At 62.5% G+C, this 14,102-nt stretch carries 12 protein-coding genes; 7 read left to right on the forward strand and 5 right to left on the reverse strand.

Annotation, left to right across the window (positions count from 1 at the left end; genetic code table 11):
• The first annotated feature begins 128 nt into the window (after positions 1–128).
• Positions 129–1,451 carry a sensor histidine kinase gene (locus IVB19_RS06555; RefSeq protein ID WP_247821161.1) on the forward strand — a complete coding sequence of 441 codons (1,323 nt, stop codon included), beginning with the start codon at positions 129–131 and terminating at the stop codon, positions 1,449–1,451.
• Between the two features lie 280 nt (positions 1,452–1,731).
• Positions 1,732–3,267, forward strand: coding sequence for a PAS domain-containing sensor histidine kinase (locus tag IVB19_RS06560; RefSeq protein WP_247821162.1), 1,536 nt, complete (start codon positions 1,732–1,734; stop codon positions 3,265–3,267).
• A gap of 200 nt (positions 3,268–3,467) precedes the next feature.
• Here the strand turns inward: IVB19_RS06560 and IVB19_RS06565 are convergent, their stop codons facing one another.
• Entirely contained in the window at positions 3,468–4,763 is a 1,296-nt protein-coding gene (locus tag IVB19_RS06565) for a tyrosine-type recombinase/integrase (RefSeq protein WP_247821163.1), read from the reverse strand.
• 249 nt (positions 4,764–5,012) lie between these two features.
• Here IVB19_RS06565 and IVB19_RS06570 point away from each other — a divergent pair, with 249 nt between their 5' ends.
• Positions 5,013–5,546: a 2'-5' RNA ligase family protein gene (locus tag IVB19_RS06570; RefSeq protein ID WP_085349596.1), complete on the forward strand. Its 534-nt coding sequence runs from the start codon at positions 5,013–5,015 to the stop codon at positions 5,544–5,546.
• 62 nt (positions 5,547–5,608) lie between these two features.
• Here IVB19_RS06570 and IVB19_RS06575 read toward each other — a convergent pair whose 3' ends face one another.
• Positions 5,609–6,562: an alpha/beta hydrolase gene (locus IVB19_RS06575; RefSeq protein ID WP_085384409.1), complete on the reverse strand. Its 954-nt coding sequence runs from the start codon at positions 6,560–6,562 to the stop codon at positions 5,609–5,611.
• A gap of 1,009 nt (positions 6,563–7,571) precedes the next feature.
• Here IVB19_RS06575 and IVB19_RS06580 point away from each other — a divergent pair.
• Both IVB19_RS06580 and IVB19_RS06585 read left to right on the forward strand, forming a co-directional pair.
• The gene (locus tag IVB19_RS06580) at positions 7,572–9,062 is read left to right on the forward strand and encodes an amidohydrolase family protein (protein ID WP_247296148.1); all 1,491 of its coding nucleotides are present in this window, start codon (positions 7,572–7,574) and stop codon (positions 9,060–9,062) included.
• A gap of 3 nt (positions 9,063–9,065) precedes the next feature.
• Positions 9,066–10,031 carry a CobW family GTP-binding protein gene (locus tag IVB19_RS06585; protein WP_247296146.1) on the forward strand — a complete coding sequence of 322 codons (966 nt, stop codon included), beginning with the start codon at positions 9,066–9,068 and terminating at the stop codon, positions 10,029–10,031.
• Positions 10,032–10,041: 10 nt separating this feature from the next.
• Here IVB19_RS06585 and IVB19_RS06590 read toward each other — a convergent pair whose 3' ends face one another.
• A complete protein-coding gene (locus IVB19_RS06590; RefSeq protein WP_247296144.1) occupies positions 10,042–10,419 on the reverse strand; it encodes a tautomerase family protein in 378 nt (125 codons plus the stop codon).
• Between the two features lie 110 nt (positions 10,420–10,529).
• On the opposite strand from IVB19_RS06590, the gene IVB19_RS06595 reads away from it, so the two are divergent.
• A complete protein-coding gene (locus tag IVB19_RS06595; RefSeq protein WP_247821164.1) occupies positions 10,530–11,129 on the forward strand; it encodes a TetR/AcrR family transcriptional regulator in 600 nt (199 codons plus the stop codon).
• 3 nt (positions 11,130–11,132) lie between these two features.
• Here the strand turns inward: IVB19_RS06595 and IVB19_RS06600 are convergent, their stop codons facing one another.
• Together IVB19_RS06600 and IVB19_RS06605 are read right to left on the reverse strand one after the other, a co-directional pair.
• Positions 11,133–11,606, reverse strand: a complete 474-nt coding sequence (locus tag IVB19_RS06600) for a hypothetical protein (RefSeq protein ID WP_247296140.1) — start codon at positions 11,604–11,606, stop codon at positions 11,133–11,135.
• Positions 11,607–11,618: 12 nt separating this feature from the next.
• On the reverse strand, positions 11,619–11,969 hold the full coding sequence (locus tag IVB19_RS06605; RefSeq protein ID WP_018453636.1) for a hypothetical protein: 351 nt from the start codon (positions 11,967–11,969) through the stop codon (positions 11,619–11,621).
• A gap of 440 nt (positions 11,970–12,409) precedes the next feature.
• Between IVB19_RS06605 and IVB19_RS06610 the strand changes: the two genes are divergently transcribed.
• Positions 12,410–14,092, forward strand: a complete 1,683-nt coding sequence (locus IVB19_RS06610) for a methyl-accepting chemotaxis protein (protein WP_247821165.1) — start codon at positions 12,410–12,412, stop codon at positions 14,090–14,092.
• The last annotated feature ends 10 nt before the right edge of the window (positions 14,093–14,102 follow it).

Consider the following 14,102-nt stretch of genomic DNA (forward strand, 5'->3'; position numbering starts at 1 on the left):
CCGGTGTTAGCCCAGACCAGACGTCAATTGTTTGGCCGCATCCTCGGTTTGGACGCCCCTGAGAGCTATCGCGAACTGCGGCTGGACCTGTTATGCTGCCCTCACCGTTTAAGCTGAGGCTGCTCCGCATGAACGAGGGTGTCCGCGCTGAAATGACCGCTTCTGGGCCGCAAGATCGGGTGACCGAACTCATCGAGCAACAGACGGCAATTTCGGAAGTGCTGCGCGCCATTGCGAGCTCGCCGCACGACTTGCAGCCCATCTTCGACGCCATCCTCGACAGCGCCAAACGTCTCTGTCGAGCAGACATGGGCAGCTTGCGTCTCTTTGAAGAAAGCGGCCTTCGTCTCGTTGCGGTGCGAGGGGACTCCTCTTTGGTTAGTCAGGTGAGATCATCATTCCCAGTGCTCGACAAGGAGAGTTTTCTGGGTCGATTAGCCACAAGCAGATTACCCGCGCACATCCCAGACTTGACAGCACTTGAAGGCGATCATCGGGCTGACCTTTGGGTCACGGCGGCGAAGGCTCGTTATCGAACGGCCCTGTTTCTGCCGTTGCTCAAAGATAATGAGATAGTCGGGGTAATTAGTCTGGGCCGCACGCGGGTACAGCCGTTCACCGAGAAACAGATTTGCTTATTCATGGACTTCGCTGCGCAAGCCACCATTGCCTTGGAGAGCACCCGTCGCGAGCGGCAATATCGCGAGATTCAGAGCGAGCTGGCGCATGCCAACCGCGTCGCCACCATAGGCCAGCTCACCGCCTCGATTGCTCATGAAATCAAGCAGCCCATTGCGACGGCACGCAACAACGCCCGTGCGGCTCTGAATTTCTTGGATAAGCAGCCGCCAGATCTGGGTGAAATTAGGGAAGCGTTGGCCTGTATTGTAGGCGATACCGACCGAGCCAACAACGTTGTCGACCGGATCGGGTCTCTCATCAAAAAAGCGCCACCCCGAAAGGAAGCCGTCGACCTCAATGCAGCGATTCTGGAGGTGACCGCGCTAACCCGCAGCGAAGCGGTCAAGACCGGCGTCACAGCCAGCACGCAGCTGGCTCCCGCGTTGCCACGTATCCAATGCGATCGGGTGCAACTGCAACAAGTGATGTTGAACCTAATCCTCAACGCCATCCAGTCGATGAGTAGCGTCGAGGAAGCTAACCGCGAATTACACATCAGCACCGTGAGTATCGAGCCGGAGGGAGTGTGCGTCGCGGTGCGGGATACCGGCCATGGGCTGCGCCCGGAGAGCCTGCCGCGTCTCTTTGAACCGTTCTACACGACGAAGCCCGACGGCATGGGCATGGGGCTCTCGATCTGCCGCTCGATAATCGAAGCCCACGGTGGGCGGCTGTGGGCGACCGGGTGCGAGCCAAGGGGGACGCTCTTTCAGTTTACGATCCCGCTGACTGAGCCGCCATCCGTGATCGATGTCGCTTGTTGGCCCTAGCGGAACTATCAGCCCTGCGCCGGATGTTGCTTTTTGAACCCGAAGCGGACATCGAACGCAGGTCAGGGCGATACCAACCAACCGACGGCTGGCAATTCTCAGGCGATGCAGTAAAATCCCTTTCAGGGCGGACAGTGGACGCGGTGCGCACCTAAGGCCCTGTCTGCCGGATTCTGGTCGAAAGCTCCACGCCGGAGCCGGCAGATGGTGCCGTATTCGATGAACGGCGCTAGCGGGCCGGTACGACGCTGGGTCGCTGCACTAAACCCGCGGGCTGAAGATGACTGTCGACGTCGATGAAGGCAAGAACGCCGAACATCGGACCGGATACGTGGCACAGTTGCAAGCCACTCTAAACGTGATTCCCGCGCATACCTGGTACGCGTCTCGGTCCGGCGGGCTCACCTTCGTGAACAAACGAACCGCGGACTACCTTGGTCTTCCGAAAGATCATCCTCTGCGTTTCGGCATCGACGTTGGCGCACAGTGCGACGCCCATCTTCCCTTCGTGCATCCGGACGACCGCACAGAAACACAAGAAAATTGGGCGACCCGTCTGCGCACGGGCGAGGGCGGTGAGGGGAGTTTTCGAGTTCGTAACGCTCAAGGAGGCTACCGCTGGTTCCTCAGTCGCGCCGAACCGCTCCTGGCGGACGATGGAACCATACTGCAGTGGGTCGGAGTGAATCTTGATATTGAAGACCTCAAGTGCGCCGAGGAAGCCCTGCGTGAAAACGAACGAAGTTTGCTTCTAGCAATTGACGGGATAGCCGGCCTGGTTGCGGTCTTGGCCCCGAACGGTGAACTCAAAGCCGCCAACCGTCAACTTTTCGAGTATTTTGGCCGATCGCTGGAAGAGCTACAGAACTGGGGAACAAACGATACGGTGCATCCCGAAGACCTTCCCCGTATTCTTGAACTCGTCCAGAGAGGGGTAGCCTCGGAGATCCCCTTCAACTTCGAGCTACGCGTGCGGCGCTTCGACGGCCAATATCGGTGGTTTGAAAACCGCCACGTCCCAATTCTCGATGACTCCGGACGCATCGCCCGCTGGTATCTTCTACTGACGGACATTGAGGATCGCACGCGAGCACTGGCGCGATTAGATCAAATGCAATCGGATTTCGCCCACATGAACCGCGTGAGCATGATGGGAGAATTGGCCGCCTCGCTGTCTCACGAAATTACGCAACCGATTGCCAGCGCGCGCAACAACGCCCGTGCGGCTCTGAATTTCTTGGATAAGCAGCCGCCAGATCTTGGCGAGGTCAGGGAAGCCCTGGGCTGCATCGTAGGCGATGCCGATCGAGCCGGAGGCATCATCGACCGCATCCGAGATCAGATGAAGAAGGCGCCTCCGCGAAAAGAGCGATTTGATCTCAATGCAGCAATCGATGAGGTGATCATGTTCGGGCAAGGCGCAATCTTCAAAAATCGCGTCTGGGTCCAGACCCTGCTTTCTGAGGGATTAGTTCCCGTTCACGGCGATCGCGTTCAATTGCAGCAGGTGGTCCTAAACCTGCTTCTGAACGCGGTGGAAGCAATGGGCTCGGTCGAGGCAGCGCCCCGAGAGCTATTGATCAGCACCAAGCAAGTCCACACAGGTGTCGTTGTGGCAGTACGCGATTCCGGGCCAGGCATCGATCCGGAGCATCTCGATCGCGTTTTCAATTCTTTCTACACCACAAAGCCTAGCGGAACAGGGATGGGGCTGTCGATTTGCCGGTCTATCGTCGACGCCCATGGTGGCCGGCTGTGGGCAGAGGCGAATGAATCTCGCGGTGTGACATTTCAGTTCGCATTGCCCGCCGTGTAGTCGCCCGGGAGCGATGGCGTCGCCTTGAGACAGGGTTGGTTGATGCAGCAGACCACCGATTGACCACCGAAACCCCGTGAACAAATGGCGATAAAGGTGGTCAATGCCGCGCAAAGCTCACTGTTGTCGTTGATCTTTTCGATCGCTACTTACGTTCGGGACGCAGGGGTCGCAGGTGTCTGAAACAACCTGGTTCGGAACTATGCTGTGAGCTTTCGAAATGCGATGACTTGCGTCGAGGCTGGAGCGAGGCCGAGAGATGGGAAACTTTCGCGGATTGTTTGAGCTACATAACTTGGCGCGAGGTGAGCGTAGTGCTTTTCCGTCATTCGCGTATCTGCATGGCCAAGTTGTCGCGCGACCACCCCCATGGGCACGCCGGCCATGGCGAGATAGGACGCGTGAGTGTGCCGTAGGATGTGAAAGTTCACTGCTGGAACTATCTCAGCCAGGTCACTCGCCTCATCAAGCGGTCGCTGTTGGTGAGAGGTGCCCCACGGCCTTCCATCACTCCTCAAAAAGATGTGCTCGCCAAAGGTAATGTTCGCTGTCCAGTGCCGGAAAGCCATCTTTCCTTCCTCCGCTAGAACGACGTGTCGGTTTTTGCCCTTGCTTAGCCGGACGGATAGTGTGCCGCTATCATCGTTGTAGTCTTCGCGCTTGAGGCGGCCGAGTTCAGCATAGCGGCATCCGGTGTGCAAAGCTGCTTCGACTAACTTCCGAAAGTCCTGAGGACAGGCATCAACCAGGCGACGGATTTCAGTGAGAGTGAGGTAGCGAACAACGGCCTCGTCAACCTTCTTGAACGGCTTCACTTTGCGCCAAGCAGTATCTGACGATGCGCGGTCGGCGTAAAATGCTCGGTTCAGCGCCGCCTTGAGTACGGTAAGAATGCGGTTGGCGGTAGCCTTACGAGCACGGCGCGCATCCTCCTCATCAGGGGTTTCTCGCGTGGCTGGCTTGGCCGCGCCGCGTCTGGTTCGCACGCGCTTAGGGTCCGTTGCGATCTTGTTGCGCCACCGAGTCAACTTTTCAGTCGTCAACTCATCGACGATAAGCGACCCCAGATCAGGCAGGATCCAAGCATCGAAGACGTATTTTGCACCCTTGACGGCAGCAGGCTTCTTTTCGGCGGCTATCTCCGACAGATAGTCGTTGATGGCATCCTCAACCTTGTACGGTCCGGTCCGAACAATTCCCGCCGCGACCAAGCGTTGCTGCTCCGCCCAAATTCGAGATCGATCCTGTGCCTGCCAAAAATCGAAGACAGTGACGCCGTCAGCGTCGATAGTGTCGTCGGCCGGACCGATTGCCTTCGTCTCATAGCCCGGTGTGCCACGATAAAAGCTTGCGACCCACGATCCCGAACCTGCGCCGCGATAGTAACCGAGACGCAGCCCCTTCGCGATCTTTGCGAAGTAGGGCGTCCGCCGAGCTGGCAACCGCGCACGAGCGGTACGGGTTTCAAGCGAAGAATGCCGCGCTGAGCGTGCCAACTGCCGTTCTCCATTTCTTCAAGTTTTCTTCAACAGGCGGTCGAAGATGCTCACGAACAGTACCAAACGAGTACGAACTAAGCAATTGAAACTACAAGTGTTATCCTTGTTCGCCAACGTTCGCCAACGTACGAGATGCAATTCTCTCAAGGCTGAAACAGGGGTTCGATTCCCCTAGGGAGCGCCATTGTCTTGAAGCCAGCCTTTCCCCTGATCTCGATTTGATTGTTCCGCCCCTTGGGTGCGCCTGTGGCATTGGCGATCAATATCCGGTCTGACAACGATTCAGCAGGCGAGATCGTGCGGCTGTGGCATCAGGTTGCCGTCTTCGAGGCCGAGCCCTCGATGCGTGCCCTTGGCTACCGGCCTCATTTTACGTTTGCCATCTACGATTCCCCGGCGGCTCACGAGAAGGCTGCGTGCGATGCAATGCTGGCAGCTAGTTCTGGCGAGAGGCAACTGCGGATCAGGTTCAAACGAATTCGCTGGTTCGAAGCTTCTCCGCTTGTCCTCTGGGCGGAGCCGGAGGCCAACGAATCCCTGGCTCGCATCCACGGCATCATCAGCGCGGCAATCGATCCAGCGCATTGTCGTCCTCACTACCGGCCCGGCGCTTGGACGCCCCATTGCACGCTCGGCACTGCTATTGCCGATGAACGCCGCGATGATGCGATGGACTTCGCGCACGCGTTTGACCGCAACATTGAAGTGTTGTTCGACGTGGTGGATTGCGTCGCCTTTCCGCCTGTGCGGATCATCGCCGAGCGAAAATTGCCATTGTAGTTGGTTGTCGCTTCGGTGTCATTGATCGCGACGCATCAAACTCATGCCGCGCAGGCGCTCTCCTAAGCGATCGTGCCGTCGATCGAGCGGCGGATCACCCGCTGCACTTCGGCATTCGACAGAAAAAGATCGTGGTTGATGATGCCCCAGCCTTCCGCTGACGCATCGACCACGCGTACGCCGAGGCGCGCGATGACGGCTTTTTCGGCGGCGCCGACCCTGGTCATTCCACCTGCGATCTGTCCCGACAACGCCAGTGCGCGATCGTTCGTCGCGGCGATCACGGTGATTTTGCCCGCAAGCGGACCGATGCGCTGGATCGCTGACGAGAACACGTCCATGTCGATATCGGGCGCGGCAAACACCACGGCGCCGATCTTGCTCGTCACTGTGTCGCCGTATCGCGCATAGAGCTGACGCAGGCTTTCGAGCGACAGCATGGTTCCCATGCTGTGCGCAACGATGTTCACGCGGCCGGTGCCTGGCGCCGACACGAGTGTGGAGAGCACGCGCTCGAACTCGTCGCGGGACCACATCGCACTGTCGCGGTCATAGGCATAGTCGAACAGTCCTGCCTTGGAGGGCCAGGAGAACACCATGGTCCGGCCGCGGAACTTGATCCCATCGGAGAGATGGGCGCCATCCAGCACCGCCGTCTCGAACGTCTGCTTGAAGCCGTGCACATAGATCAGCACGTCTCCTCCGCCGGCCTGCGCAACGAGATCGCCAACGTCGGCCGACACCGGTTCGACCCGGTCAAGGCGCCAATCGCCAAGTCCAACCGAGGCCAGAGAAAGGCGGCTCTCGTCCGGCGCCCCCAGCTTCGCCCGCGCGATTGTCATGGTCGTCGCGCGCTCCGGTCCGAACCAGGGCTTCGTGCGACCGCCGTTCACCGGCTTGCGCGTGGTGGTGACGAGCAATGTGGGGTCAAGGGATAACGATGACGCGTCGAAACGCGCCCCGGTCGCACCCAAGCCGGCGCATCCGCCAAGCGCGAGGGCGGTCCCCGCCGACATAAATCCGCCGAGGAGAGCGCGGCGCGAAATAGAATGACGAGGGTCGCGTTGCAGGAGACGTCGAGCGATCACACAAAACCTTTGGGAACTTTGCCCACCGTAGCGCCCCGCTACATCTCTGAATGATAATGGGGGCGAGAAGACGGCGGAGCTGCTCTGCGGTCCATTGCATGGTCGTGCAGTCCGTCGTCTCCGCCGGTTGGGCGAAACAGCCGCAAACGCAAGTCAATCCCTCTCCGCAAAAATATTCCAGTTTACCGAAATTCGGAAATATCGTATGTGTCGGCCATCCCAGCCCACAAAAGGGGCGGTCGTACGTCGTCACGAACGCGGGCTGGGAGTTGCGGTGGACGCGGGCGGCGTTAAAGGCGGGCTTGTTGCGTGCAGGGCGAGATGAACCTCGTGAGCACGGCACGAACCGCATCGACGGACGGCGCCCAGACCTCGCGAAGCCTCTGGCGAAGCAGGCATGTCCTGCGAAGCCTCTTGGCGAAGCAGGGTCAGCCTGCGTACGGCGAAACCGTGTGGTCCTGGCCGTCGTTGCTACGGTCAAGCCTTTGCGAAGGCGTCAGCGCGTCAACCGGCGCGGTGCCGTGCATTTCGCGGGGGTGACGGAGACAAAAAGGAACTCGTCTCCGGGGAGAGCGCGGCATAGGCCGTCAAACCATCGCGCAGGGAAGGCCTGGTCTCGGCTGCCCTGTGTCTCCCCTATGCATTGCGTGTGCAATCAGTTCGCATGGGGGTTTTTATGGGTGCCAGCCGGCGCCCGGTCTTCCCTGCGCCCTTTCTTTTCGTGGGGGTGAAGCGAGAAGCATAGCTCGGGCAAAACATGCCGCGAGGCTGCGAGCGCGTATCCGCAACCCGCATGCAAACTGACCTCCCTTTCGAGCCTCCCTTTCGAGCCTCCCTTTCGAGCCTTCCTTGCGAGCATGATGCGTCAGCATCGGTGGAGGTGGTCGTCCCTCCCGGAATCTGCCTTGATGCGAATTCAGCGCGGAGGAATTTTGATATGAGCGGCTTGGTGATCTCTGGCGGCCGGGTGGTGGATCCCGCCAGCGGAATGGACGCGGTTGGTGATGTGGCGGTCGTGGACGGCAGGATCGCCGCGATTGGCGCCTCGCTCGGAAGCGCCGAGCGGACGATCGACGCGACCGGGCTCGTGGTCGCCCCCGGCTTCATCGACCTTCATGCGCATGGCCAGTCGCTCCCCGCGGATCGGATGCAGGCGTTCGACGGCGTCACGACCACGCTCGATCTCGAAGCGGGCGTGCTGCCGGTCGGATCCTGGTATGAGCGCCAGGCGCGGAAGGGGCGCGTGCTGAACTACGGCGCGGCCACCAATTGGGCTTTCGCGCGTATCGGCGCGATGACGGGCTCCAATGCGGAGAGCTCGCTGGAGGCGTTCGGCAACGCCATGCGCGATCGCCGCTGGATGGACAATGTGGCCAGCGATGCGGAGGTTGCCGGCATTCTCGAGCGCCTTTCGCGCGGTCTGAACGAGGGCGGCATCGGCATCGGGATCTTGAACGCCTATGCGCCGGGCGCCGGCGTGCAGGAGCTGACCGCGGTCTGCCAGCTCGCGGCCGCGCAGGACGTGCCGACCTTCACCCATGTCGCCTACATGTCGCGCATCGATCCCGAGAGCGCGGCGGAAGCCTATATCCGCCTGATCGGCTATGCCGGAGCCACCGGCGCGCACATGCACATCTGCCATTTCAACTCGTCGAGCAAGACCGACGTCGAGCGCTGCCGCGTGCTGATCGCGAAAGCGCAGGCGCAGGGCCTGCCCATCACGGTCGAGGCCTATCCCTACGGCACCGGCTCGACCGTGCTGGCGGCCGCCTTCTTCAGCGACCCCGAATTCGTCGAGCGCAACGGCACCGGTTACGATTCCGTGCAGCGGGTCACCGACGGCCATCGCTTCAGCGATCGCGAGGAGCTCCTGAAGGCGCAGGCGGAAGAGCCGTCCTCGCTGGTGCTGTGGCACATCCTCGACACCGAGAACAATGCGCATCACCGCGACCTCCTCGACATGTCGGTGCTCTATCCCGGCGGCGCGATCGCCTCCGACGCGATGCCGTGGACGACGTCGGACGGCAAGACCTACACCGGCGATGCCTGGCCGCTGCCGAATGACGCCACCTCGCATCCGCGCTCGGCGGGCTGCTTCACGAAATTCATCCGCGAATGGGTGCGCGAGCGCAAGACCGTGTCGCTGCTCGAAGGCGTGCGCAAATGCGCGCTGATCCCGGCGGAGATCCTGTCGCAGAGCACGCCCGCGATGCGCGCAAAAGGTCGGCTCGCGAAGGATGCCGATGCCGACATCGTCGTGTTCGACTACGAGAAGCTCTCGGACCGCGCGACCTTCACGGCGATGAACCGTCCCTCCGAAGGCGTGCGGCATCTGATCGTCAGCGGCCAGCCGTTAATCACAGATGGTGTGCTGGACGTCGCGGTGCGGCCCGGCCGTCCCGTGCGCCGTCCCGTCGTCGGGAGCTGAGACATGCCGGTCCCCATTCTCCTGGTGACGGGCTTTCTGGGGGCCGGCAAGACCACTGTCGTGAACCATCTGCTGGCGCATGCGGAGGGGCGGCGGATCGCCGCTGTGGTCAACGATTTCGGTGCGATCAACATCGATGCCGAGCTGATCGCCGGCGCGAGCGACGGCGTGGTCAGCCTCGCCAATGGCTGCATCTGCTGCTCGCTCGAAGGCGACCTGCTGCGCACGCTTGCGACGCTGCTGCGGCGTGATCCGAAGCCGGAATACATCGTCATCGAGACCAGCGGCGTCGCCGATCCCGCCGAGATCGTCCGCAATTTGATGGATCCCGTGATCCTGCGCGAAGCGCCGTTGGAAACGGTGCTCTGCGTGATGGACACGGCGACACCGCCGGCCGCTCTCGACGACGCGCTGCACCGCTCGCAGCTGCGCGTCGCCGACATCGTGGCGCTGAGCAAGCTGGATCTGGCGGATGAGGGTGCGGGCGGGCGTATCCGCGAGGCCATCCGCGCACAGCGCGTTCCTGCCGTGGTGGTCGACGCGCAGCACGGCGAGATTCCGTCCGCGCTGCTGTTTCCCGCGACCGTCGATCGTGCGCCCGCGCCGCGCAAACCCGGACCGAAACGTCCGGCAGAGCAACGCTTCGAAACCCTGAGCTGGACCTCGGACCAGCCACTTTCGCTCGCCCGCTTGCAGCAGGCCATCGGCCGCCTCGCGCCAAAACTCGCGCGGGCAAAAGGCCTGTTGGAGACCGTCGAGCAGCCCGGGCGCCAGATGGTGTTTCAATTCGCGGCCGGCCGCGCCACGCTCGCCCCTGCAGATGCCGCGCTCGCCGTTAGCGATGCCGCGCTCGCCGTTGGCGATGCCCCGGCTCTGCCGTGCGCGCGGATTGTTTTCATCGTCGAGCTAGGCGTGCTCTCGAAGGCGGAGCTCGACGGGATCATGGAGACCTGCGTTGCGGATCGGTGAAGCTGCCGCTTCAGGCGAATTGCGCGATGCCATTTCCAACGGACCAGTTCTCCGCGGGCGCATCGAGGACGTTGACGAACACGTCCTCGGGGCGGAGGCCCGGGTTTTCGCCGAGCAGGTCCGCGATCCGCCGGTACAGGGCCTTCTTCTGCTCGGGGGTGCGCGAGGCGAACACGGTGATCTGGATCAGCACGGCATCGTCGCTGCGCGTGACGCTGTAGGCATTGCCGCAGCGGAAGTTCGCGGGCGAATGCTCGCTGATGGTCATGAACTCGTCGCCTTCAGGGACGTTCAGGGCCTCACGCATGGCGCGGTAGAGGCCGCCGAGGATTGCCTTCCGGTAAGCTTCCGGCTTTCCGGCGCGCATCGAGATGTGGAGGAGAGGCATCGCGAAATCCTCATTGACGAAAGGGCGCATCGGCCCCAGTTTGTTTTTGACGCGGCGTCAAGAAATCATGTTTTTGACATCGTGTCAAATATGCTTGATAGGGGCAAAGCTTGAGGCCGCGCGAGTTCGACCACGACGATGTCCTGCGTATCGCCTTCGACCAGTTCTGGCGCAAGGGCGTGCGCGGCACCTCGCTGTCGGACATCGCGCGCGACGCCGGTGTCCAGCGCGGCAGCCTCTACAACGCCTTCGGCACCAAGGAGGCGCTGTTCCTGCAGGCCTATGAGCGCTATGCGGCCGATTATCTCCTTGCGCTGCAAAAGGCGCTCGGCGCGGGCTCATTGCGAAAGCGCCTCACCGCGTTCTTCGACCTGACCATCAGCAACTTCCGCGCCGGCACGCCGCCGCGCGGATGCCCGACGACGCGCGGGCTGATGGAGCTCGGCGCGGCCGAAGGCGAGGGGCTGGACGAGGAGGCGCGGCAGGCCTTCGCGAACCTCATCTCGCGCATCACCGTTCTGGTTCAGGAGACGTTGTCGGCAGGTGCGGCGCGCGGTGAATTCAACGGCAATTCCGCGGCCGCGGCGCTGCACATCATCACGGTGACGCGCGGCCTCGCCGTGCTCGAACGTGCCTTCGGCGACGAGGCGCAGCTGCGCAAGATCGCGTCCCACACCATCGATCTCGTGCTCGGCAGGAAGGGCGCCTAGGTGTCAGCAGACCGCGAGCGCGTTGACCGCCCGCGTCGTCACGGTCTCGTTCTCGTTGCCGACGAACTGGCAGACGACAGTTTGGAGCTCGCCCGGCTGCTTGCCGCGTGCCACCGCCAGCAGTCGCATCAATTCCGCCTCGTCCTTCGACAGGCGTCGGCACGACGGCGGCATGAAGCACAATTGGCAGGGCCGGCCGCTGCGCAGGATTCTGACGAGCGCGGCAACGCGTGCGACCAGCAGCGGGCTGTCGGTGATGCCAGGCGCCTCGTCGGCAAAGCGATAGGCCGCCTCCCAGCAATCGGACGCGCCGGTCGTATAGGCGGCAGCGATGAACCGGAACAGCGAGAGCGTGACGCGGCCAAAATCATCGTAGCTCTCGACGTCAGGCCGCGTCGCAAGCGCGGCCTGAAGCGGACAGAGCCGCGCCTCGCCGGCTTCCGTGGCAGGCACAGAGCCGCAACTATCCTGCATCATGCGCGATCCCGGTCAGTGCAACGTGGGGCTTCCGACCAGCCAGCTCTTCATCGCCATCGTCTGGTCATGGTCCAAAGACGGAACGTGCCGGTCGGGCAGGATGAGACCCGCCATGCGGAAGATCGTTGCAAGCCCCCGCACGGGTGCGAGAGCCCAATCGGCGCCGACTGGCGGCAGCCAGCATTCGAACTGCTCGCGCGCGATATCGTCGCGCTCTTTCTGCGCGGCCGCGATCGCCCGTAACATGCTGTGCTCGCTGTCGGACATGCGGGGGCAGGTCGGGCAGTGCACCGCGATGGCCGTATGCGCCGTGCAGGCAAAGATCTCGATGATGGATTCCAGCGAAGGCACGGCGTCGCCCACGCCAAAATGGTCGTCACTTGCTGGATGTCGGCCGCGGTCGGAACGGCGCTTCCGCTGCGCGCCTTGGCCCGAAATCCCCAAATGAAGAGCCGCTCCGCTGCGCTCAGCGCCGGAAGGTCGAGAGACCCTGTCGATGTCGATTGGTGCATTGAGCCTCTGGCCTCCGGCTGCGCCCATGCCCCGGCTGGCGCCGATGATCTGCGCCGATCGTTCCGTCAGAGCCCCCTGCAAGTCAACGCTCGGAGGGGCGATGTCGAGGTCTTCTAGTTTTGAAGAGTTCGCATCTCGGATGCAGCCAGCCTCGCGAGCCTGCGAGCCGTCTGCGGCATGCCGGTAGGATGCATGGAGTTTTGCGGGGTGGGGGAACCCGAATGCTTAAAGCTTTGCTAAGGGGCGCGGGATAAACTGGCATATCAGCCTTCCAAATCTTGCGAGCACCAATGTTTTTCTCCCGCATCAGTTTCAAGCTGGTCCTGATTGTCGGCATCAGCCTCCTTGGCATGATCGCGCTGGCGCCGATCGCGCTTTCGACCTTGCGCGCGCAGATGATCGCCGATCGTCAGGCCAAGACGCAGCACTTGGTCGACGTCGGCTACGGCATCCTGGCGCACTACCAGAAGCTCGAGAGCGAAGGAAAACTCCCGCGCGAGCAGGCCCAGGCCGGCGCGATCGCGGAGATCAAGAGCCTGCGCTACGACAAGGTCGAGTATTTCTGGCTGAACGACATGACCCCCAAGATGGTCATGCATCCGATCAAGCCCGAACTCGACGGCAAGGATCTCTCCGGGATGAAGGATCCGTCCGGCAACGCGCTGTTCGTCGGCTTCGTCGACGTCGTCAAAAAGCAGGGCGCGGGCTTCTACAGCTACCTCTGGCCGAAGCCCGGCTTCGACCAGCCGGTCGGGAAAATCTCCTATGTGAAGGGCTTTGCGCCCTGGGGCTGGATCATCGGCACCGGGATCTATCTCGACGACGTCGACGCCGTTTTCCGCCAGAATGCGATGACCTTCGCCCTGGTGTGCCTGGTCGTGTTCGTGCTCGTGCTCGGCGCCTCCTTCGTGATCGGCCGCAGCGTGACCCGGCCGCTGGCGAAGATCACGGCACTGACCGACCGCCTCGCCGCCGGCGACAGCGCGTTCGACGTGCCCCATACCGATCGTCGCGACGAGATCGGCGGGCTCGCCAAGGCGCTCGCCGTGTTCAAGGACAATGCGTCGGCGGTCGGCCGCATGCACGCCGAACAGCAGGAGACGAAGCAGAAGGCCGACGAGGAGAAGCGCAAGACGATGACCGACCTCGCCGGCAAGTTCGAAGCGAACGTTCAAGCCGTCGTCCGCGACGTGTTCAAGGAGGCGCGCGCGATGCAGCAGGCCGCGCAGGGCATGTCCGAGACCGCCGACAAGGCGACCGACCGTGCGAGCCTCGTCGCCACCGCCTGCCAGCAGGCCTCGAGCAACGTGCAGACGGTGGCCTCCGCCGCCGGGCAGCTGTCGTCCTCGATCGCCGAGATCAGCCAGCGCGTCGCGCAGGCTGCAAGCGTGGCCGACAAGGCCGCCGCCCACGGTCAACGCACCAACGACACCGTGCAGGGACTTGCTGCAGCCGCGCACAAGATCGGCGAGGTCATCGACCTCATCAACCAGATCGCCTCGCAGACCAATCTGCTCGCGCTCAACGCCACCATCGAGGCGGCGCGCGCCGGCGAGGCCGGCAAGGGTTTTGCAGTGGTGGCAAGCGAAGTGAAGTCGCTGGCGAGCCAGACCGCGAAGGCGACCGACGAGATCGGCGCGCAGATATCGGCGATCCAGGCCGAGACCAACCAGGTGGTCGGCAACATCGACAGCATTCGCAAGACCATCATGGAGGTCAACGAAATTTCCTCGTCGATCGCCGCAGCCGTCGAGGAGCAGGGCGCCGCGACGGCGGCGATCGCGCACAGCGTACGGGAGGCCGCCTCCGGCACCGACCAGGTTTCGCAGAACATCTCGGGTGTGACCGACGCGACGGCGGAGACCGGCCAGGCCGCCGGCCTCGTGCTGCAATCGAGCGGCCGGCTGTCGCAGAAGCTGCAATCGCTGGAAGACGAGGTCAGTGCTTTCGTTGCGGGGGTACGGGCGGCCTAGTATAGCAGGA

Source organism: Bradyrhizobium sp. 187 (genome assembly GCF_023101005.1).
GTDB classification, from domain to species: domain Bacteria; phylum Pseudomonadota; class Alphaproteobacteria; order Rhizobiales; family Xanthobacteraceae; genus Bradyrhizobium; species Bradyrhizobium canariense_D.